This window comes from Methylobacterium sp. P1-11 (genome assembly GCF_008329595.1).
Taxonomy (GTDB): domain Bacteria; phylum Pseudomonadota; class Alphaproteobacteria; order Rhizobiales; family Beijerinckiaceae; genus Methylobacterium.
Genome location: NZ_NPKS01000005.1, coordinates 104,833 through 125,170, shown reverse-complemented (window position 1 = coordinate 125,170; position 20,338 = coordinate 104,833). Strand labels below are relative to the sequence as shown.

Here is a 20,338-nt window from a genome sequence, read left to right as displayed (position 1 = left end):
AAGAAAACCCCGGCTCCGAAAGGGCCGGGGTTTTTTACGTTAGGCCGTCCTCGCGAGCGCAGCGAAGCGACCCAGGGCAGCGTTACGGTTGGAAACGGTGCGAAAGCCTGGATTGCTTCGCTCCGCTCGCAAAGGCGATGCGGGACTGCGACCGGGCATCGACCCCAGAGCTTCTACGCCGCCCGCGTCAGCGCCGCCTTCTCCTCCGCGAAGGCCCAGTCGAGCCAGGGCGTCAGGGCCTCGAGATCGGCGGTCTCAACGGTGGCGCCGCACCAGATCCGCAGACCCGCCGGCGCGTCGCGGTAGGCGCCGATGTCGAGGGCGACGCCCTCGCGGTCGAGGCGCTCGACGATCCCCGCCGCGAAGGCCGAGACCGCCGCGTCGCCGCGGGCGAGCACGTCCGGATCGGCGATCACGAGGCAGACGCCCGTGTTCGAGTACGTGGCGGGATCGGCGGCCAGCGGTGCGATCCAGGGCGTGCGCGCGACCCAGTCGTAGATCGCCCCGGCATTGGCGTCGGCCCGGGCGTGAAGCGCCGTCAGCCCGCCGATCCGCTCGGCCCAGCCCAGGGTGTCGAGATAGTCCTCGACGGCCAACATCGAGGGCGTGTTGATCGTGTCGCCCTTGAAGATGCCCTCAATCAGTTTCCCGTCCTTGGTGAGGCGGAAGACCTTCGGCAACGGCCAGGACGGCGTGTGGCTCTCGAGCCGTGCCACGGCGCGGGGCGAGAGGATCAGCATGCCGTGCGCGGCCTCGCCGCCCATCACCTTCTGCCAGGAGAAGGTCACGACATCGAGCTTGTCCCAGGGCAGGGCTTGAGCGAAGGCCGCCGAGGTGGCGTCGCAGATCGTCAGGCCCTCGCGGTCGGCCGCGATCCAGTCGCCGTCCGGCACCTTCACGCCGGCCGCGGTGCCGTTCCAGGTGAAGACCACGTCGCTGCGCTTCGTGTCGATCGCCGCGAGGTCCGGCAGGATCCCGTAGGGGGTCTGGTGGATGCGGGGCGCGATCTTCAGCTGCTTCAGCGCATCCGTGACCCACTCCTTGCCGAACGCCTCCCAGGCGGCGACCTCGACGGGCTTCGGCCCGAGCAGCGTCCACATCGCCATCTCGACGGCGCCGGTGTCGGAGGCCGGCACGATGCCGATCCGATAGTCGGCGGGCACCTGCAGGACCGCGCGGGTCAGGTCGATCGCTCGGCCGAGCTTGGCCTTGCCGACGGAAGAGCGGTGCGACCGGCCGAGGGCGGCGTCGGCCAGGGCGGCCGGGTTCCAGCCGGGGCGCTTGGCGCAGGGGCCGGAGGAGAAGTGGGGCACGCGCGGGCGCTGCGTGGGGCGGCTGGTCATGGCGGATCCATCCTTGCAGAGGGACGCTCTCCCGCGGGGAGGCGCGTCCCGGCTCGCGCATGCGCCGAAACCGGCCGGCTTGCAAGCGCCTGTCCCGCCAGCAGTCTTCGCGGCGCTGCCCCTGGCCGGGACAGTGCCGCGGGCGGCGGGGAACAGTCGATTAAGCTGGGGCCGTTAGCCTTAATGAGGTGCCGCGTAGCGTTTGAGGTGCGCCGATGTCTTTCCACAGCGCCGCGATATTGGCGGTCTGGTCCGTTCTACTCTTGGTTATTGGGGCCTTAATACCCCGCCTCCTGCTGGCGAGCCGGACGCCGCGGCTCGTGCCGCAGCCGCTGCAGCTCGACCCGCTGGATTACGACCGCGACGGCCCGGTGATCGACCTCGAGCCGGCCTGACCGGAGCCGCCCCCGTCGCGCAGATCCGGGCGCCGCTCGGCGGTGATCCGCTCCGCCTCCGCCCGCCGCCAGCGGGCGATGGCGGCGTGGTTGCCGCCGGAGAGGACGTCCGGGATCGCGCGGCCCTCCCACTCGCGGGGGCGCGTATAGTGCGGGTACTCGAGGAGCCCGCCCTCGAAGCTTTCCTCGATGCCGGATTCCATCTTGCCCATCACGCCGGGCAGGAGCCGCACGCAGGCGTCCAGCACCACCAGCGCGGCGATCTCGCCGCCGGACAGCACGTAGTCGCCGATCGAGACCTCCTCCAGGCCGCGCCCGGCGATCACGCGCTCGTCGACGCCCTCGAAGCGGCCGCAGACGATCAGCGCGCCCGGTCCCACGGCGAGGTCGCGGACGCGGGCCTGGGTGAGCGGCCGGCCGCGCGGCGACATCAGAAGGCGCGGGCGCGGATCCTCCGCCCCGGTTGCGGCGTCGATGGCGGCGCCGAGCACGTCGCAGCGCAGCACCATCCCGGCCCCGCCGCCGGCCGGCGTGTCGTCCACCGAGCGGTGGCGGCCGAGCCCGTGCTCGCGGATGTTGCGGGCCTCCAGAGTCCAGTCGCCCCGCGCCAGGGCATCGCCCGACAGGGAGACACCCAGCGGGCCCGGGAACATCTCCGGGTAGAGGGTGAGGATCGTGGCCCGCCAGGGCGTGTCCGCGCGCGTCATGGCGCTTGATGGCGCGCGGGGTGCGGCACGGTCAACGGGCTCGGCACCGCCGGGGCGCCCGGCGTGTTGACGGCCATGATCCGCTCCCTCGGTCTCCTCTCCGTCGCCGTGCTCGGCCCGGCCCTCGCCGCCGAGCCTCTGGCGCCTCCGGGCGCGCCCGCCAGCGCCTTCCCCAGGCCCGACCGGCCCGTGGCCGAGATCGTCGCGCCGCGCTGGTCCTCGGAGGCCGAGCGCGACAAAGCCGGCGAGTTCGAGCAGGTCGCCAAAGGGATGGGCATCGCCCCCGGCGAGACGGTGGCGGATATCGGCGCCGGCAGCGGCTACTACGCGGTGCGGCTGAGCCCCCGGGTCGGGCCGCGGGGCCGCGTGCTCGCCGAGGACGTGACGCCGTCCTACCTGGCGGCCCTGGAGACGCGGGTGCGGCCGCTCGGGAATGTCACGGTCGTGCGCGGCGAGCCGCACGACCCGCGCCTGCCCCCGGCCTCGGCCGACGCGGCGATCCTCGTCCACATGTACCACGAGATCACCCAGCCCTTCGGCCTGCTCCACAACCTGGCCGCCGCGATGCGCCCGGGTGGTCGGGTCGGGATCGTGGATGCCAACGCCATCCCGTCGCGGCACGGCACGCCGCCGGCGCTCCTGCGCTGCGAGCTCGCCGCCGCGGGCTACCGGGAGACCGGCTTCCAGCCGCTCGCGGACGGGGCCTACCTGGCGGTGTTTGCGGCGCCCGCGCCGGACGCCCGCCCGAGGCCGGAATCGATCCGTCCCTGCCGCGACGACGCGACGGCGCGGTAGCGTCGCATCAGGAGCGCCAGCGCAGCTCGCGGCGCTCCAGCGGGTTGACGAACGGGCGCCCGTCGCGGTCCGATTCCAGGGCCTCGCGCTTCAGCCGGAAGTACCATTGCGAGGGCAGGTCGCCCTGGCCGAACAGCACCATAGTGGGCTTGCGGTCGAGCCCGTCCTGCGCGTGCTGGAGCACCTGCTGGTCCTGGGTCAGGAACTGCCGCATCAGCGGGCGCGCCACCGGCTTGAGCAGGTTCAGGGCCGGCATGCTCCAGTAGAGGGCGTTGGTAAGCAGGGTCCGGTCCGGCGTCAGCGGCGTCGCGAAGGTGTAATTCGCTACGCGCTTCTCCCCCGCGCGAATGCGCTCCAGCCGCACCCCGGGCAGGCGGAACTCGATCTCGACCTCCGGGATGCCGCCGAGCAGGCGGTAGACCGGCGAACTCGTCGTCGTGGCGTGGCTCGTCATCACGAAGCCATGGGGCACCGGCTGGAAGGTCTTCACCTTCTCGCGGAGCTGCTTCGAGGGTCGGAACCACCACGTATCGTGGACGAAGGCCACGTGCCCGGGATCGACGAGGCTCAGCGTCGTCAGATCGAAGGAGGCCTCGACCACGAGTTCGACGACGAGCGACCCGGCCGGCTCGAAATCCAGCGTCGGCACCTCCGGCACCGACCCCGCGGCGGGGCCGAGATGCGGGTTCACCCAGAGGAAGCCAGCGCTCTCGCGGATGGGGAAGCGCTGGACCTGGATGCGCGAGAAATCGGCGGCGTCGTGCTCCGACAGGGTCGGGACGTCGCGGCAACGCCCGTCGGTGCCGAAGCGCCAACCGTGGAACGGGCACATCAGGGTGCCGCCGTCGAAGCGCCCCTTCGACAGGGCCATGCCGCGATGGGGGCAGCGGTCGCGCAGCGCGAAGGGCGTGCCGTCGGGGGCGCGGCCGAGCACGATCTGCTCGCCGTTCAACTCAACGGCCCGCAGGCCGGTCCGGCTGCCCGCCTTACCGAGGCTGCGGGATTGGCCGACGCAATACCACGCTTGGCCGAGCGGCTGGCGCATCGCGTCGGGATCGAGCGCGGCCTCGTCGGCAGGGCGGGACGGATTGGCGAAGGGCGCGTTCAAGGCGGTTCGGGCTGACCTCGGAGCACCCGTCATACGCCCGGCCGCAGGGGCGGGGAAGCGCCGGCAAGGGATTGGGCCGGGGTGGACAAAGGGGCGCAGGCGAGGGGCTTCACAAGCCGAGCCCGGCCACCTACCTTCGCCTCACCTGCAACCAACGAAAGGAGGTGATCCAGTGTCTCATTGTCATCAGCCGTGTGTCTCGGCTCATCGGACCTGGACCGTCGCCTCCGGCGCGTCACTCTAAGGCGCGTCAGAGACCCGATCTCGGGACAGTTCCGCCGGACATCACGGTTCGGCAATGGAAGGGCCACCCTCTCGGGTGGCCCTTCGGCTTTTCAGGGATGAGGCAGGTCGCGCCGTCAACGCCGCTGAGCCTGGAACAGCGGCTGGGCCAGCGCCTCGGTTCGGGCGCGCCACAGGTCGCGCTCCTCGCGCAGGCTATCGCGCTCGCCTGCCAGGGTCAGGCGCTCCGACCGCAGCGCGTCGCGTTCCGCCATGGCCCGGTCGCGCTCGGCGCGCAGCTCCTCGCGCTCGATCCGGAAGCGCTCCCGCTCGCTGCGGAACTCTTCGCGCTCGCTGCGGACCTCTTCCTGCTCGGTCCGCAGATCCTCCAGCGAGCCGATCTCGTCGCGGATATGTTCGCGCAGGGTCCGGATCTCGTCGGCCAGAATGGCCTGCAATTCGTCCTGACGCTCCGCCTCCATGCGGAGCTTGGCCTTAAGCATCAGGTTCTCGGCCATCAGCTCGGCGATATCGGGATCCTCCGCCGTCGCCCGCGGCACCTCAGGGCCCGGCACGACGCGGGGCGACCAGGCTGCCTCGCCGCCGCGAGCCCGCTTCGGCTCCGGCTGCGCCTCCACCGACCGTACGTCGCTGCGCGTCTCCATCGGCGCTTGGGCCTTCATCGCGGTCAGCCAGTCGCGGAGCGGACCGGTCGCGGGAAAGCTGCCGGACTCGGTCGGCGAGAGAGAGCGGGCGGGTTCCGACATCGGCGGGCGTCCTGAGCGAATATGGCCCGAAGACAAGCCCAACATGCTTAACGATCGGTAAAGGTTAACGCGGTTCGGCCTGCGCGATCGGGCGTCGGAGCCCACCGGGTTAGCTCGGAAGAGGCGTAAAAATTGACTTTCCGGCCGCGTGCGGCTACGCCCCGCCCTCCCGATCCGTTGCAGATCGACCGATGCCAAGCCGACCGGTCCCGTGAGACCGGAGGTCAACGCCCGACAGCGCGTCCGCGCCCTCGGGCGCGATGGATGTTGGGCCGATCCGCCGCGACGGGATCCGCCGGCCGAGGCACCCGCATGACGCGAGATCAAGAAGCGTTGAAGATCGAGGACGCGATCAACGAGACCTGCCCGTGGTCGGGCAAGCCGATCTCGGCCGACTCGCTGACGCTCTACAACGGCGCCGTGGTCGGCTTCTGCAACCCGGATTGCCGGGACAAGTTTGCGGGCGCCCTGCGCAGCTTCGAGGCCGCCCTCCAGGCGCGCCGCGTCGAGCGCGCCGGCCTCGAACAGTAACCGCGGGTCCAGAGCATGTTCGAAGGCCTGTCCGACCGCCTCTCCGGCATCCTCTCGGGGCTCACCCGGCGGGGCGCCCTGACGGAAGCCGACGTCACCGCCGCCATGCGCGAGGTGCGCCGCGCGCTGCTGGAGGCCGACGTCGCCCTCGAAGTGGTGCGCGGCTTCACCGACAAGGTGAAGGAAAAGGCCGTCGGCGCCGTCGTGCTCAAGTCGGTCACCCCCGGCCAGATGGTCGTGAAGATCGTCAACGACGAGCTCGTGGCGATGCTCGGCACCGACGCCGAAACCGTCGATCTCAACGCCCCCGCACCGGTGCCGATCCTGATGGTCGGCCTGCAGGGTTCGGGTAAGACCACCACCACCGCCAAGATCGCCCGGCGACTCTCCGACCGCGAGAAGCGCAAGGTGCTGCTCGCCTCTCTCGACACACGCCGCCCGGCCGCCATGGAGCAGCTCGCGGTCCTGGCCAAGCAGGTCGGCGTCGAGTCCCTGCCGATCGTCGCCGGCCAGTCGGCGGTGCAGATCGCCAAGCGCGCCATGGACGCTGCCCGCCTCGGCGGCTTCGACGTGGTGATGCTCGACACCGCCGGCCGCACCACGGTGGACGAGGGCCTGATGGCCGAGGCCGCCGAGGTGAAGGCCGCGACGAAGCCCCACGAGGTGCTGCTGGTCGCCGACGCGCTCACCGGCCAGGACGCAGTCAATACCGCCCGCGCCTTCGACGAGCGGCTCGGCGTCACCGGCATCGTGCTGACCCGGATGGACGGCGATTCCCGCGGTGGCGCGGCTTTGTCGATGCGCGCCGTCACCGGCAAGCCGATCAAGCTCGTCGGCGTCGGCGAGAAGGTCGACGCGCTGGAGGAGTTCCACCCGGCCCGCGTCGCCAACCGCATCCTCGGCATGGGCGACATCGTCTCGCTGGTCGAGAAAGCCGCCGAGACCATTGACCACGAGCAGGCGCTCCGCACCGCGGAGAAGATGCGCAAGGGCAAGTTCGATCTCGAGGACTTGTCCATGCAGCTCGCCCAGATGGAGAAGATGGGCGGCATCGGCGGCCTGATGGGCATGCTGCCCGGCATGGGCGCGATCAAGAAGCAGGTCGAGGGCGCCAACCTCGACGAGAAGATGTTCAAGCGCCAGCGGGCGATCATCTCATCGATGACCCCGCAGGAGCGCAAGAACCCCGACCTCCTCAAGAACAGCCGCAAGAAGCGCGTCGCGGCGGGCTCAGGGGTCGACGTCTCGGAGATCAACAAGCTCCTGAAGATGCACCGGACCATGGCCGACATGATGAAGGCGATGGGCCAGGGCAAGCGCGGGATCGGGCAGGCGCTCGGCTCGATGTTCGGCCTGGGCGGCGGCGGGATGGGTGGTATGGGCGGCATGCCCGGCCTGCCGCCCGGCATGCCGGAGCCGACGCCGGAGCAGATCGCCCAGCTCGAGAAGCAGTTCGGTGGCAAGCTGCCGCCGATGCCGCCGGGCCTGGGCGGGGGCGGCGGGATGCCGAAACTCCCGGGTCTTCCCGGCCTCGGCGGCCCGAAGCTGCCGGGTCTCGGCGGGTTCATGCCGGGGAAGAAGAAATGAACGTGCTCGCGGCGCAGGCCGTCGATCCCGAACTTGCGCGCCTGCGGGACAGCATCGACAATTTCGATGCGGCGCTGATCCATCTCCTCGCCGAGCGGTTCCGCTGCACGCAGCGCGTCGGCGAGCTCAAGGCCCGAAAGGGGATCCCCCCTTCCGATCCGGACCGGGAGGCCCGTCAGGTCGCCCGGCTCCGCAAGCTCGCGGTCGAGGCCAAGCTCGACCCCGACTTCGCCGAGAAGTTTCTGGCCTTCGTGGTCAAGGAAGTCATTCGGCACCACCAGTCGATCAAGGCGGACCACGAGTCCCAGATCGAGCAACAGCGAAAGTAGTCAGACCATGGCCCTCAAGATCCGTCTCACCCGCGGCGGCGCCAAGAAGCGCCCCTATTACCGCATCGTCGTCGCCGACGCCCGCGCCCCGCGCGACGGCCGCTTCATCGACAAGGTCGGCGCCTACGACCCGATGAAGGCCAAGGACGATCCGGCTCGCATCGTGCTCGACAACGAGAAGATCCAGAGCTGGCTCGCCAAGGGCGCGCAGCCGACCGACCGCGTCCTGCGCTTCCTCGACCAGGCGGGCCTCGCCAAGCGCCCGACCCGCAACAACCCGCAGAAGGCCGAGCCGGGCGAGAAGGCCAAGGAGCGCGCCGCCAAGCGCGCCGAGAAGGCCGCCGCCCCCGCCGAGGACGCTGCCGCGTAAGGCGCTCCGGTCATGGCGCGCCGCCCCGCAGGGCCCACCTCCCGCGACGGCGGCCGCCGGGGCCGCACGAGCTCGGCGATCGGCAAGATCGCCCCCGATGCGGCGACCTCGCCCAAGGCGCCGGCCCTCAAGCCGGCGCCGCTGGCCGTTCCGCCCGATCCGAACCTCGTCCTGCTGGGCGAGTTCGGGCGGGCGCACGGCCTCAACGGCGAGGTCCGGCTCAAATCCTACACCGGCGATCCGCAGGCGATCGCCGGCTACGGTTCCCTTCAGACGGCAGACGGCCGGACGCTGACGCTCGCCGACGTGCGTCTCGCCCCCGGTTCGTCCCCCGACATGCTGATCGCCCGGGTAAGGGGCGTCTCGGGCCGCAGCGAAGCGGAGGCGCTCAACCGCGTCGCCCTGTTCGTGCACCGCGACCGCTTGGTGGCGCCCGAGGACGACGACGAGGTCTACGCCGCCGACCTGATCGGCGCGACGGCGGTGGACGAGGCAGGAACGGTCGTCGGAACGATCGTGGCCGTGCCGAATTACGGCGGCGGCGATCTCCTGGAACTGCGCCCGCCGAACGGCGGCGCCACGGCGCTCCTGCCCTTCACGAAGGCCTTCGTGCCGGTCCTCGACATCGCGCAGCGCCGCGTCACCGTGGCCGCGCCGGAGGACTTGTTCGCGGCGCCGGGCGAGAAGCCCGCCGACGATCCGGGCTAGGGGCCGCGGGCGGCCGCGGGAGAGGCGCATCGCCGCCTCCACCGCGGTCTGGCGACAGGTGGCGTCTCCCCGTCATCCCGGGGTCGCCTGCGGCGCCCCGGCCGCGATTACCGCCCCTCAATGCCCCCCGGCCGGCGCACCGCCGCCGAGCTTGACGCTCTTCAGGCTCAGGGCCAGCGGGACCGCGCAGGCGGCGACGAGACCGAGCACCCAGAACACGTCGATATAGGCCCAGTAGGCCACCTGCGTGCTGAGCACGCTCCCGATCCACGCCGTCGCCTGGCTCTGGGCCTCCACGCCGGCGTAGCCGTGCTCGGAGAAGTACTGCGTCGCCTGCCGCATGGTCTCCTGGTAGGCCGGCGAGGCCGGGTTGACGCTTTCCACAAGGCGGCTCTGATGGAACTGGCTCCGGTAGGCCAGGATGTTCTGGGCGAGCGAGACGCCCATCGAGCCGCCGACGTTGCGGGCGACGTTGATCAGCGCCGAGGCCTGATCGGTCTGGTCCTTTCGGATCCCCTCGTATGAGGCCGAGGTGATCGACAGGAACACCATCGGCAGGCCGATGCCGATATAGACCCGCGACCATGCGAAGAACGCGAAGGTCGTGCTGCCGTCGATCCGCGTCAGGTCGTACATGCCCAGCGCCACGATGGTCATGCCGGTGGCGATCAGCCATTTCGGCTGAACATAGGACGAGATCCGACCGGTGAAGAACATCATCACCACTGTGACGATGCCGCCGGGGCCGAGGACGAGGCCCGACAGGGTGGCGGTGTAGCCGTAATATTCCTGCGTGATCTGCGGGATGAACTGCGTGGTGGCGATCAGGATAGCCCCAGTGAACATCATTACCAAAAAGCACGAGCCGAACTGACGGTTACCGATGAGGCGGAGGTCGACGGCCGGATTCTCCTTGTTCAGCAGCCAGGGGATCATGGCGATGAACGAGACGACCATCAGCACGCCGGAGACGTTCATCAGCGTCGAGGTGCCGAACCAGTCCTTCCGCTGGCCCTCGTCGAGGATCACCTCCAGCGAGCCGAGGAACAGGGCGACCAGCACGAAGCCGACGATGTCGAACCGGATGCCCTTGCGGACCAGGGCGCGGCGATCCCTCTTGGCCGCCGCGCTGTCCTCGATCAGCCAGTACATCAGCCCGAGGGCGATGACGCCCACCGGCCCGTTGATCAGGAAGCACCAGTGCCAGGAGGCGTTGTCGGAGAGCCAGCCGCCGAGCGTCGGGCCGATCACCGGCGCCACCACGATGGCGACCCCGTAGAGCGCGAAGGCCTGGCCGCGCTTCGCCGGCGGGAAGGAATCCGCCAGGATCGACTGCGCGAGCGGCGCCATGCCGCCGCCGCCGAGCCCCTGCATCACCCGGAACAGCAGCAGGGATTCCAGGCTCCAGGCGAAGCCGCACAGGATCGACGAGACGGTGAACAGGGCCACCGACCACATGAAGAACGCCTTGCGGCCGTAGCGCTTGGCCAGGAAGCTCGACGCCGTCAGCGTGATCGCGTTGGCGACGAGGTAGCTCGTCACCACCCAGGCCGCCTCGTCGGGGCCGACCGCCAGACCGCCCGAGATGTAGCGCAGGGCCACGTTGGCGATGGTGGTGTCGAGCACCTCCATGAAGGTCGCCAGCGCCACCACGCCGGCGATGAGCCACGGATTGTGGCCCCCCGGTGCCTTGCCGGCCTCGGATTTGCCGGCGCCGGGTTTTCCGCCCCGCGGCTTGCGGCCGGGCGCCGGTGCGCTCGCTTGGCCGACCACGGCGCTCACCGCACCGTGACGGTCGGGACAATCGACATGCCCGGGCCGATCGACACGTCCGTCGGCCAGTCCTTGACGACGATCTTTACCGGGATGCGCTGGGTCACCTTCACGTAGTTGCCGGTGGCGTTCTGCGCCGGCAGGAGGCTGAAGGCCGTACCCGAACCCGGCTGCACGGAGGCCACCGTGCCGTGGATCCTGCGGCCCGGATAGGCGTCGATCTCGAGATCGACCGGCTGGTCCGGCCGCATGTCGGAGATCTGCGTCTCCTTGAAGTTCGCCGTCACCCAGATGTCGTCGGGCACGAACATCGCCAGGCTCTGGCCGGCCTGGGCGAGCTGGCCGACGCCGCCGGTGAGTCGCACGATGCGCCCGGGCTGCACGGCGCGAAGGGTCGTGTAGCCGAGATTCAGCTCGGCTTGCTCGACCTGCGCCCGGTCACGGCCGAGCTGTGCCTGGGTCGAAGCCTTCTGGGCCTGAAGCGAGCCGACCTGCTTCTGCGCCGCGACCACGCTGGCATTGGCGCTCTGCACGGCGGCCTGCCGCTGCTGCAGCGTCGAGGTTGCCGATTGCGATTGCTGGACCGAGCCGGAGCCGCGCTCGGCGAGGTCCTTGTAGCGAGCCGCATCCTCCTGGGCGAATTTCAGCGCCGCCTCGGCGGTGGCGACCTGCGCCTTGGACACGTCGATGTTGGCGTATTGCGCCTGGATCTGCGCGTCGATGTTCTTGATACCGGCCTCGTCGGCCGCGACCTGCGCCTTCGCCTGATCGAGGGCGATCTGATAATCGCGCTGGAAGATCTGGAACAGGATCTGGCCGGCCTCGACATGCTGGTTGTCGGTCACCGGCACGTCGACGAGATAGCCGCCGACCTTCGGCTGGACCGAGATGCTGCGTGCATCCACGAAGGCGTCGTCGGTGCTCTCGTAGGGGTGCATGTACAGCAGCCAGTAGAAGAACACCGCGACGCACAGCGCGACGACCGCGAGGCCGCCGAGGAGGAACGCGAGCGGGTGGCGCCGCAGGACGTTCGGGCGCCGTGCGCCGTCACCGGCATTGTCGGATCCCTCCGCCTCGTCGCCGGTTGCGCCGTCCTGCGCCTCGGGCTCGTTTGCCGCGTCCTCCGCACCGGGCTTGCGCGCGGTCTCGCCAGCCGCGGACGGATAGGTCCGGCCGAGATCCAGGACATCGCGTTCGCCCACGGCCGCCCGGCTTTCGGCCGGCCGCAGGCGCGCCTCGTCCTCGGAGGAGTGCCGCTGATCGTCAAACATGGGAAGTCGTCGCCCGATGGGCCGGCCACCCTGGGGTGACCGGGCTTGTCGCATCGCCCGCCTCAGGCAGCAAAAGCCGGCCGCAGTCTCAAGGTTCCCTGCGCAGATCTGCCCGTATAGGAACGCATGCCGCACTGCGACGTTCTGCGCCCGGAACCTTCGCGGTTTTCGGCCGAGAGGCTTCAGGAGTTCGCCATGACAAGCAGCCCATCCCCAACGCCGCACAGCTCCGGATCCGGTCCGACGAGCTCGCCCACGGGTATCCCCCTCGTCGGCGTCGCTCGCCTCGATGCGATGAGCGCGGCGCTCGCGCGCAACTGGTGGCTCGTGGCTCTGCGCGGCGTCATCGCGATCCTGTTCGGCGTGATCGCGTTCGTTGCCCCGGGCGCCTTCGTGCTCTCCCTGGTGCTGTTCTTCGCCGCCTACATGCTCGTTGACGGCGTCTTCGCCATCGTGGGCGCGGTCCGGGCCGCGCAGCGCCATGAGCGCTGGGGCTTCCTGCTGCTCGAAGGTCTCGTCGACATCATCGTGGGTGTCGCCGCGGCGCTGGTGCCGGCCGCGGCCGTCTGGGCATTCGTAATGCTGCTCGCCGCATGGGCGCTGGTGACGGGCGGCCTGATGATCGCGGCCGCCTTCCGCCTGCACATCCATTACGGGCGGTGGTGGCTGGTCCTCGGTGGGGTCGTCTCGATCCTGTTCGGCCTCGCGCTGCTCATCAATCCGGGCATGTCGGCCCTGGTCCTGACATGGTGGATCGGCTCCTACACCTTCGCCTTCGGCGTGCTGCTGCTGATCCTGGCTTTCCAGCTGCGCAGCCGGCACGGGGCGGCCTCGGGGCCGACGCCGCCGCTCGGCCGCTGAGCCGACCGGCAAGCCGGATCGGGCTCGTGGCCCGATCCACACGGTCGCGGCGCGATCGACGGGCCGCCCGGCCTCCGTTCGCGCATGCGCGGGACATGGGAGCCGATGCGGCTTAGAAGGCTCGGTCGACCGGATCGGCCGGTCTCGGAATCCGCATCACGATGACGCCCGACGCGCCGGAGCGCGCCCCCGCCGACGGGCCGAGACCGCCGAAGCCGGATTCCGCCCCTGAGGCCCCAGATCCGCGCCTCGCCGCCCGCGAGGCCGGGCGCGCAGCGCGCGACCTGTTCCGCCATCTCCGGACGCTGATCGCCGCGGCCGGCCGCGGCCTTGCGCGTCGTGGCCGGGCCTTGTCCGCGCGCTGGGCGGCGCGGGCTCGCACCGCCCGGATGGATCGTCCCGCCGACACGGCCATTCCGCAGCCGGAGGAACGGGGCCTGAGCCGGCGGATGCGGCCGATCTTGGGCCGCCGGCACCCGGCCTGGCTCGCCGCGGCCGGGCTGGTCCTGCTGCCGGTCCTGGCGCTGGCCGTGTACCTGTTCGCGGCCTTCGTGACCCTGCCGCCGCTCGGCGGCGCCGTGGTGGAGACCGGCCAGCGGGCGATCACCGTGGAGGCCGATGACGGCCGGGTCTTCGCCACCCGCGGCAGCTTCCGCGGCCAGAAGCTCACGGCCGCCGACCTGCCGCCGCACCTCGCCCAAGCGATCGTGGCGATCGAGGACCGGCGCTTCTACAGCCACTGGGGCATCGACCTGCGCGGCCTTGCCCGGGCCGTGTGGCGTAATCTCCGCGGCGGCGGCGTGCGCGAGGGTGGCTCGACGATCACCCAGCAATATGTCCGGCTGATCTCCCTCAACCAGGAGAAATCGCTCTGGCGCAAGGTGCAGGAGGCCTTTCTGGCGCTGCGGGTCGAGTCGATGATGAGCAAGGACGCGATCCTGCTCGGCTACCTCGACTCCGCCTATTTCGGCGCCGGCGCCTACGGAGCTGACGCGGCGGCGCGGCGCTATTTCGGCAAGCCCGCCAAGGCCCTGAATCTGCCGGAATCGGCGATGCTGGCCGGGCTGGTGCGGGCGCCCTCGCAGCTCGCCCCGACGCGCAACCTCGGCGGTGCCAAGGAGCGCGCCGACGTGGTGCTACAGGCCATGGTCGAGACCGGCGCGATCACGCAAGCCGAAGCCGACGCCGCGCGCAAGCAGAGCGTGACCCTGAAGTCGCCACCCGAGGCGCCGCCCGGCACCAACTACTTCCTCGACATGATCGCGGGCGACGTGAAGCGCCTCGCCGGCACCGACGGCGACATGACGGTGCGCTCGACCCTCAACCTCGACCTGCAGAGCCTCGCCGAGGGCGTCGTCGCCCGCCGCCTCGACAAGGACGGTGCCCGCCGCAAGGTCGGCCAGGCCGCCATGGTGGTGCTGTCGAAGGAGGGCGCGATCCTCGCCATGGTCGGCGGCCGCGACTACGAGGACAGCCAGTTCAACCGCGCCGTCCAGGCCAAGCGCCAGCCCGGCTCCCTGTTCAAGCTCCTCGTCTACCTGACGGCCTACGAGAAGGGCTACACGCCGGAATCCGTGATGGTCGACCGCCCGGTCCAGATCGGCGATTGGGACCCGGAGAACGACGACGGGCGCTATCGCGGGCCCGTGCCCCTGCGGACCGCCTTCGCGCTCTCGATCAACACCGTGGCGGCCCAGCTCGGGCAGGATGTCGGCATCCCGGCGGTGATCGCCACCGCGCGCAAGCTCGGGATCCAGTCGGACCTGCCCAACGTGCCGAGCCTCGTCCTCGGCTCGGGCGCCGTGAGCCTCCTGGAGATGGCCCGCGCCTACGGCTCGGTCCTGTCCGGGCGCACGCCGCTCCAGGCCTACGACATCCAGGCGATCCGCGGGGCGGCGCCGCAGCCGCTCTACGTCCGAACCGACCCGGCCCCGGGCGCGATGCTGGCGCAGGAGCCGCGCACCATGATGCTCGACTCGCTGCAGGCGGTGGTGGAATCCGGCACCGGCCGTGCCGCGCGGGTGCCGGGCCAGATCATCGGCGGCAAGACCGGCACGAGCCAGGATTTCCGCGACGCATGGTTCGTCGGCATGACCCCCGACCTCGTGGTCGGGATCTGGGTCGGGAACGACGACGACAGCTCGATGAACCGCATGTTCGGCGGCGAGATGCCGGCCGGAATCTTCCACGACTTCATCCAGCGGGCCACGGAGAAGCTCGCGAAGGGCAAGCTCCGGCCCTCGGCGGAGCCGGCCGAGCCGGCGCGGGCGCCCGCGCCTGCCCCCGCGGCCGAGCCGGTCGCGGGCGGCGAGGTCCGCGGCGTGCCGGAGGTGATCGACACCGGCACCCTCAACCTGCGCGGGCGGGTCGTGCGCCTCCTCGGCGTCGTCGGCGAGCGCGGCCACCTCGCCCGCCAGCTCGCCAGCTACCTGCGCCGCCGCGAGGTGGTTTGCACCGGACTCTCCGATGGGGCCACGGCCCGCTGCCGCATCGAGGGCGACGACCTCGCCGGGCTGATCCTGGCGGCCGGCGGCGCGCGGGCCTCGGAGGACGCGCCGCCGGACCTCCTGGGCGCGGAGGAGCAGGCCCGCGCCGAGCGCGTCGGCCTGTGGGGCCGGTGAGGCGCTAGCCTTCCCCGAGCTTCGCCAGCGTACGCGGGTCGGGGGCGCCGTCGAAGTAGCGCGCCAGCGCGTCGGCGAAGAGCGGCTCCCCGGGGGCGGCACGGGCGAACAGCGTCATGCTGGAGCGGAATTTCAGATCGTCCGGCGAGCCGAAGATCGCGTGGGCCGAGCGCCCGGCAACCGCGTTCACGGCCGCCGTGCAGGCGCGCAGGCGCTCGCCCAGCACCGGATGCGCCAGATAGGCTTCGGCCTCTTCCAGGGAACCGATGGCGTAGCGTTGCGCCATCGGGCTCGCGCCGAGCCCGGCGACCTGCGGAAAGACGAACCACATCCAGTGGCTGCGCTTCGCACCGGCCCGCAGTTCCGCCAGCGCCCGCTCGTAGACGCCCTCCTGCGCGGCGACGAAGCGGCCGAGTTGGTAGACGTCCGACATGGCGTGGCTCCGATGCTCCGGTTTCACTCCATCAACGGCGCCTTGCCGCTCCTGGATGCAGGCCGTCGCAGACGCCGTGTCCGGTTTGATGTAAGCGCGGCCCATGCTCGCAACGCTCGTCGCCTTCATGGTCGCGAACCCGGCAATGAGCCACGCCCTGACGGCGATCCTCGAGACCGCCGGGATGGCTGCCGCGCTGATCCTGCTGCGCAGCCCGCGCCCGGAAGGCATCGCCGCGCTGGTGGTCTCGACCTACTATTACGGTCGCGAGGCCGGGCAGCGGGAACACGACATCAAGCATGCCGGCTGGGATGCCGTTCAGGCGCATCTCGGCGCCGAGTTCCTGTACGGGTGGTCGCTGCCGAACCTGCAGCAATGGGTAGCGCCGACCTGTGCGGCCTGGGCGGTGGCGGGGGCGATCATCCTGGTCCGGTCGCGGACAGGCGTCCAGCGCTGACGGATGGCTGCCGGATACCGGACGCATCCTCGTCCTCGCGAGCGCAGCGAAGCAACTCAGGGCCGCGCGAAGTCCGTCACGGAGAGCCACTGCATGGCTTGGCCGCGTTCGCGGGGACGGATCCGGCAGCGGACCGTCGAGCAACGGTGCGCCCCACTTCCGGAAGGGCGATCTCAGGCTCGGATTGAGGGACCGTCCGACGGCTTGACCTCGCTGCGGTCCCCGAGAAGCCGCCGGCCGGAGGCGATGATCTGGACCGTGTCCCGGTTGCCGCATTGTCGCCGCGCCAGGGCTTCCAGGTCGCGCAAGTAGTCGATTACCGGGCCCCGCTGCTTGTCACCCCGGCCGATCACCGGCTCGACCTTGGCGGTCACCAGCCCGGCCACCGTGTCCCAGAATTCCGCCGGACGGATCGCGGCGTCGCCCATCGAAGGCTCGTGCATCGCTCATCTCCTCCTGCCTTGCAGCCGCTCTCGTCGGGCATTTCGCCCATTGGCGCATTGACCCATGTTGAAGACGGCACCGCGTGCCGGATCACGCGCGGCAACGGGATCCGCGCCGAAGCGAATCCGACGGGGCGGCGTCCGCCATGGATCATGCCGCAGAGACCGTACCGGACGACCTGCACGAGCGCGGTTGGGACCTGATATGCCTGGGCCGCGCCTGAGAGCCGAAGCCGTCCGGGAGACCGCGACGGCCCAGGCATCACCGAGCCTTTCGACGTGCCGGCCAGCGATGGTCGCGACCTCCCGGCATGACATTCTCGAACACGCCAAACCGGAGACCGCTGCATGCCTCAGATCACAGTCGCGGGGATCGGATTTCGCTACCTCCTCGAAGGACCCGACGACGCCCCCGTGGTCGCCTTCTCGAACTCGCTGGGTGCGACCCTGGAGATGTGGGACGCGCTGATACCGGCGCTCGCAGGACGGTTCCGGACGCTGCGCTACGACACGCGAGGCCATGGCGGGTCTGACACCCGCGACCGGCCCGTAGCGGTGGCGGATCTCGCCCAGGACCTTGCGGGCCTGCTCGACACCCTCGGGATCGACCGTGCCCATCTGGTCGGATTGTCGCTCGGCGGGATGACCGTGCAGGCGCTGGCGAGTGCCGATCCCGAACGGGCGCTCAGCGCCACCCTGATGGCGACGGCCGCCTACATGCCGAGCACGCAGAGCTGGGACGAACGGGCTGCGACCGTTCGCGCCCACGGAACGGCCTCCGTCGTGGAGGCGACGCTCGGCCGCTGGTTCACGCCGGATTTCGTGCGGCGCGACCCGGCCGCGGTCCAGTCGGTCCGCGAACGCTTTTTGGCCTGCGATCCGGCCGGCTACGCCGTGTGTTGCGGGGCGATCGGGCGCATGGATCTCCGGCCGGCGCTCTCCGCAATCACCACGCCGACCCTGGTGATCGCGGGCCGCGACGACCCCTCGACGCCGCCGGCCATGGCCGAGGAGATATGCGGCGGCATCGTCCAGGCCGAACTCGTCGTCCTGCCCCGCGCCGCGCATCTGCTGGCCGTGGAGCGTGCCGAGGCCGTCGGCAGCTACCTGCGGGCTTTCCTCGACCGCACCGCGCGGGGTGCGGAGCCGGGACGCTGACTCGCCTCGCGTCGGCGGCAGCGTCGCCGAGGGTGCCAATCTCGTGTCCGGGCTGGTGCACAGGGCCGCGAGGCGCCGGTCGACGGCAAGGCCCGGCTTGAACGCAGCAGGGCCCCCGCGTCGGCTCCGCGGGGGCCCTGCTCATCGACGTTCCTCAGGAACGTCCAGTCCGATTTACTTGATGAGGGCGAGAAGGGCCTTGCCGGCCTTGGAGTTCAGCTCCTTGGCGTCGAGGGTGCCGTCGCTGTCCGGATCGGCCAGCTTGAAGCGCTCTCCGACCGCCGCGAGGTATTCCTTCTTGTCGAGGGTGCCGTCGCTGTCGGGATCGGCCTGCTTCACGCCAGCCTTGCTGAGGCGGCCCTTCAGCTCACGGGCGTCGAGGGTGCCGTCCGCATCCTTCTCGAGGCGGTCGAAGGTCGCCGAAGCCACGGCTTCCACTTCCTTCAGATCGACGGTGCCGTCATTGTCGGTGTCGATCATCTTGACGGCGCTCGCTCCGCTCACCGGCTTGGCCAGCGCGGCCGGAGCAGAAAGGCCGCACACCGCGAGCGTCACCGCCGCGAAGCCACTGAAGAAACGAAGGGTCATTGCCAAACTCTCCCGAAAAATGATGCCCGATCTTCCTAGTCTCCGACTCACCGTGCTGCAAGTGCGAAATCGGACCCTGTGGGCGGATCCGGTCGTCTCCCGGGGCGCGCCATAGAAAAAGGGGGCCGGTATGAGCCGGCCCCCAAGAAGGCGCATAGTTGCCGAGGGGCGATGCGCGTGCCGTCTCGCGCCCTTCCCGATCCGGAGACAGGTCTGCCCGGATCAGGCGAGCGTCGCGAGGTCCTGAAACCAGTGCTGCGCCTGGACGTAATTTTTCACCCGCGAAGACAGTGCGTGCGGATTGGTGTCGTGGACCACCCAAACCTGTACGGCATCGTCGACGACGATCTCATGGATGCGCGCCAGCAGCCTGTTCTGCTCATCGATGTCCAGGCTCGCCTTCACCTTGTCGCACAGGGCGTCGACCTCGGGGTTGCGGTAGTGGCTCCAGTTCACGCCGTTCGGAGCGATCTGCTTCGAATCGTAGAAGCGCAGGATCGCGTAGAACGGGTCCGACGTGACGTAGGCGATGTTGCCCACGCTGACCCCCTTGAGGCTCGGATCCGCGGCGCCCTGGCGCCATGCGGTGTAGGCCACCTCCAGTTCGACGGTCTTGAACGTGACCTGGATCCCGACCTCCGCCCAGCTCTGCTGGACGAACTCATTGATCGGCAGCGACAGCATCTGGCCCGTCCCCCCGGTCGGGATCAGGACCGTGGCCTTCACCGGGTTCTTGACCGAATACCCGGCCTCCTCGACGAGCTTGCGCGCCTGATCGACGTCGGTCGTGATCTTGAAGCCCGGTTTGCCGAACCACGGGCTCGATTCCTGCACCTGCCCGACGGCGGGCTGGGCGAGGCCGCCCATCAGCTCGACGACACCCGCGCGGTCGATGGCGAGATTGGCGGCCTTGCGCAGGCGCAGGTCGCGCCAGGGCGAGCCCTCCAGCATCGACAAGTGGTAGTTCCAGACATGGGGCGTGTCGTTGCCCACCACCCGCATCCCGGCGGCCTTCAGGCGCGGGACGGCGTCGGGCGCGGGCGCCTCGATCAGGTCGACGCTGCCGGACAGGAGCGCGTTTACCCGGGCGAGATCCTCGGGCACGCAGGTGAGGGTCAGCTTCGCGAGCTTCGGAACCCGCTTCGGATTCCAGTAGCCGACATTCGGCAGCAATTCGAGGCGCACCCGCGGCACCAGCTGGCCCATCCGGAACGGCCCGGTCCCCGAGGGTTCGAAGGCGAATTTCGCCCAGTCCCGGCCGACCTTCTCGTACTGCGCCGGAGAGGAGATCAGGAACCAGAGCATCTGGTAGGGGAACAGGCTGTCGGGGGCCTTCGTGACCACCTGGACGGTCTTGGCGTCGAGCTTCCGATAGCTCGCGACCCCGGGCAGGCGCGGACGGACCTGGGCCGCCTGCCGCTGGTCGAAATGCGGCGCCTCCTTGTTCAGTACCTTGTCGAAGTTCCAGATCACCGCGTCGGCATCGAAGGCCGAACCGTCGTGGAAGGTCACCCCCTCCCGCAGGTGGAAAGTCCAGACCTTGGGATCGGCCGGATCGGCCTCCCAGGCGGTGGCGAGTCCGGGTACCATCTTGCCCGGCCGGTCCGCGACGTCGAGTTCCCAGGCGACCAGGGGGTCGTAAAGGGTCAGTCCGGTGAACTGGTAGCCGCCGGCGCCCCGATCCGGCTGGCCGGTGGTGAGCGGCAGGTCGGTCATGGAGATGCCGTAGGTCAGGCTGCCGGGGGCCGCGCCCTGCGCGCCGGCCCGGCCCGCCGCCCCGAACGCGGCGAGGGCGACGCCCCCGGCCATCAGGGATCGGCGTGTCGGCTTGATCGGGTCCATCGTGTCTCTCGGCTGAAGGCGGGCGCCGC

The 20,338-nt window shown here is 70.4% G+C and carries 21 protein-coding genes; 11 read left to right on the top strand and 10 right to left on the bottom strand.

Features of this window, described 5'->3' with window-relative positions; translation table 11 throughout:
* Positions 1-173 precede the first annotated feature (173 nt).
* Complete coding sequence (locus CIW48_RS07170) at positions 174-1,343, bottom strand: phosphoserine transaminase (protein WP_149310194.1); 1,170 nt, start codon at positions 1,341-1,343, stop codon at positions 174-176.
* Between the two features lie 215 nt (positions 1,344-1,558).
* On the opposite strand from CIW48_RS07170, the gene CIW48_RS07165 reads away from it, so the two are divergent.
* Complete coding sequence (locus tag CIW48_RS07165; protein ID WP_091778371.1) at positions 1,559-1,738, top strand: hypothetical protein; 180 nt, start codon at positions 1,559-1,561, stop codon at positions 1,736-1,738.
* On the opposite strand, the gene trmD is transcribed toward CIW48_RS07165, so the two are convergent.
* The gene (gene trmD / locus CIW48_RS07160; RefSeq protein WP_149310193.1) at positions 1,696-2,445 is read right to left on the bottom strand and encodes a tRNA (guanosine(37)-N1)-methyltransferase TrmD; all 750 of its coding nucleotides are present in this window, start codon (positions 2,443-2,445) and stop codon (positions 1,696-1,698) included. The two genes, CIW48_RS07165 and trmD, sit on opposite strands and share 43 nt — an antisense overlap.
* Before the next feature lie 75 nt (positions 2,446-2,520).
* Here trmD and CIW48_RS07155 point away from each other — a divergent pair, with 75 nt between their 5' ends.
* Positions 2,521-3,240 (top strand): class I SAM-dependent methyltransferase, encoded by a 720-nt coding sequence (locus CIW48_RS07155; protein ID WP_149310192.1) that lies wholly within the window; start codon positions 2,521-2,523, stop codon positions 3,238-3,240.
* Positions 3,241-3,247: 7 nt separating this feature from the next.
* On the opposite strand, the gene CIW48_RS07150 is transcribed toward CIW48_RS07155, so the two are convergent.
* A complete protein-coding gene (locus CIW48_RS07150; protein ID WP_149310191.1) occupies positions 3,248-4,381 on the bottom strand; it encodes an aromatic ring-hydroxylating dioxygenase subunit alpha in 1,134 nt (377 codons plus the stop codon).
* A 326-nt stretch (positions 4,382-4,707) separates the two neighbouring features.
* Positions 4,708-5,337, bottom strand: a complete 630-nt coding sequence (locus CIW48_RS07145; RefSeq protein ID WP_149310190.1) for an ATPase — start codon at positions 5,335-5,337, stop codon at positions 4,708-4,710.
* 312 nt (positions 5,338-5,649) lie between these two features.
* Here CIW48_RS07145 and CIW48_RS07140 point away from each other — a divergent pair, with 312 nt between their 5' ends.
* From CIW48_RS07140 to rimM, 5 genes are read left to right on the top strand one after another with little or no spacing between them, the layout of a single operon-like run.
* Complete coding sequence (locus tag CIW48_RS07140) at positions 5,650-5,868, top strand: glutathione S-transferase (RefSeq protein ID WP_149310189.1); 219 nt, start codon at positions 5,650-5,652, stop codon at positions 5,866-5,868.
* Between the two features lie 15 nt (positions 5,869-5,883).
* Positions 5,884-7,455 (top strand): signal recognition particle protein, encoded by a 1,572-nt coding sequence (gene ffh, locus CIW48_RS07135; RefSeq protein WP_091778384.1) that lies wholly within the window; start codon positions 5,884-5,886, stop codon positions 7,453-7,455.
* Positions 7,452-7,784 (top strand): chorismate mutase, encoded by a 333-nt coding sequence (locus tag CIW48_RS07130; protein WP_091778386.1) that lies wholly within the window; start codon positions 7,452-7,454, stop codon positions 7,782-7,784. Before ffh ends, CIW48_RS07130 begins: the two co-directional genes overlap by 4 nt.
* A 7-nt stretch (positions 7,785-7,791) precedes the next feature.
* Positions 7,792-8,154 (top strand): 30S ribosomal protein S16, encoded by a 363-nt coding sequence (gene rpsP / locus CIW48_RS07125; protein WP_020092607.1) that lies wholly within the window; start codon positions 7,792-7,794, stop codon positions 8,152-8,154.
* Positions 8,155-8,166: 12 nt separating this feature from the next.
* Positions 8,167-8,862, top strand: a complete 696-nt coding sequence (rimM, locus tag CIW48_RS07120) for a ribosome maturation factor RimM (RefSeq protein WP_149310188.1) — start codon at positions 8,167-8,169, stop codon at positions 8,860-8,862.
* Positions 8,863-8,979: 117 nt separating this feature from the next.
* On the opposite strand, the gene CIW48_RS07115 is transcribed toward rimM, so the two are convergent.
* Both CIW48_RS07115 and CIW48_RS07110 read right to left on the bottom strand, forming a co-directional pair.
* Positions 8,980-10,644 carry a DHA2 family efflux MFS transporter permease subunit gene (locus tag CIW48_RS07115; RefSeq protein WP_149310187.1) on the bottom strand — a complete coding sequence of 555 codons (1,665 nt, stop codon included), beginning with the start codon at positions 10,642-10,644 and terminating at the stop codon, positions 8,980-8,982.
* On the bottom strand, positions 10,641-11,906 hold the full coding sequence (locus CIW48_RS07110) for an HlyD family secretion protein (protein ID WP_149310186.1): 1,266 nt from the start codon (positions 11,904-11,906) through the stop codon (positions 10,641-10,643). Before CIW48_RS07110 ends, CIW48_RS07115 begins: the two co-directional genes overlap by 4 nt.
* A 195-nt stretch (positions 11,907-12,101) precedes the next feature.
* On the opposite strand from CIW48_RS07110, the gene CIW48_RS07105 reads away from it, so the two are divergent.
* Positions 12,102-12,767 (top strand): HdeD family acid-resistance protein, encoded by a 666-nt coding sequence (locus CIW48_RS07105; protein WP_149310185.1) that lies wholly within the window; start codon positions 12,102-12,104, stop codon positions 12,765-12,767.
* 161 nt (positions 12,768-12,928) lie between these two features.
* Entirely contained in the window at positions 12,929-15,388 is a 2,460-nt protein-coding gene (locus CIW48_RS07100; RefSeq protein WP_149310184.1) for a PBP1A family penicillin-binding protein, read from the top strand.
* Positions 15,389-15,392: 4 nt separating this feature from the next.
* Here CIW48_RS07100 and CIW48_RS07095 read toward each other — a convergent pair whose 3' ends face one another.
* Positions 15,393-15,821 carry a DUF1810 domain-containing protein gene (locus CIW48_RS07095; protein ID WP_149310183.1) on the bottom strand — a complete coding sequence of 143 codons (429 nt, stop codon included), beginning with the start codon at positions 15,819-15,821 and terminating at the stop codon, positions 15,393-15,395.
* A gap of 103 nt (positions 15,822-15,924) precedes the next feature.
* Here CIW48_RS07095 and CIW48_RS07090 point away from each other — a divergent pair, with 103 nt between their 5' ends.
* A complete protein-coding gene (locus tag CIW48_RS07090) occupies positions 15,925-16,278 on the top strand; it encodes a hypothetical protein (RefSeq protein ID WP_149310182.1) in 354 nt (117 codons plus the stop codon).
* 173 nt (positions 16,279-16,451) lie between these two features.
* Here CIW48_RS07090 and CIW48_RS07085 read toward each other — a convergent pair whose 3' ends face one another.
* Positions 16,452-16,721, bottom strand: coding sequence for a hypothetical protein (locus CIW48_RS07085; RefSeq protein WP_149310181.1), 270 nt, complete (start codon positions 16,719-16,721; stop codon positions 16,452-16,454).
* Between the two features lie 348 nt (positions 16,722-17,069).
* On the opposite strand from CIW48_RS07085, the gene pcaD reads away from it, so the two are divergent.
* Positions 17,070-17,879, top strand: a complete 810-nt coding sequence (pcaD, locus tag CIW48_RS07080) for a 3-oxoadipate enol-lactonase (protein WP_149310180.1) — start codon at positions 17,070-17,072, stop codon at positions 17,877-17,879.
* Positions 17,880-18,053: 174 nt separating this feature from the next.
* Here the strand turns inward: pcaD and CIW48_RS07075 are convergent, their stop codons facing one another.
* The gene (locus tag CIW48_RS07075) at positions 18,054-18,467 is read right to left on the bottom strand and encodes an EF-hand domain-containing protein (RefSeq protein ID WP_149310179.1); all 414 of its coding nucleotides are present in this window, start codon (positions 18,465-18,467) and stop codon (positions 18,054-18,056) included.
* Positions 18,468-18,689: 222 nt separating this feature from the next.
* Positions 18,690-20,309: an ABC transporter substrate-binding protein gene (locus CIW48_RS07070; RefSeq protein ID WP_149310178.1), complete on the bottom strand. Its 1,620-nt coding sequence runs from the start codon at positions 20,307-20,309 to the stop codon at positions 18,690-18,692.
* Positions 20,310-20,338: the final 29 nt, after the last annotated feature.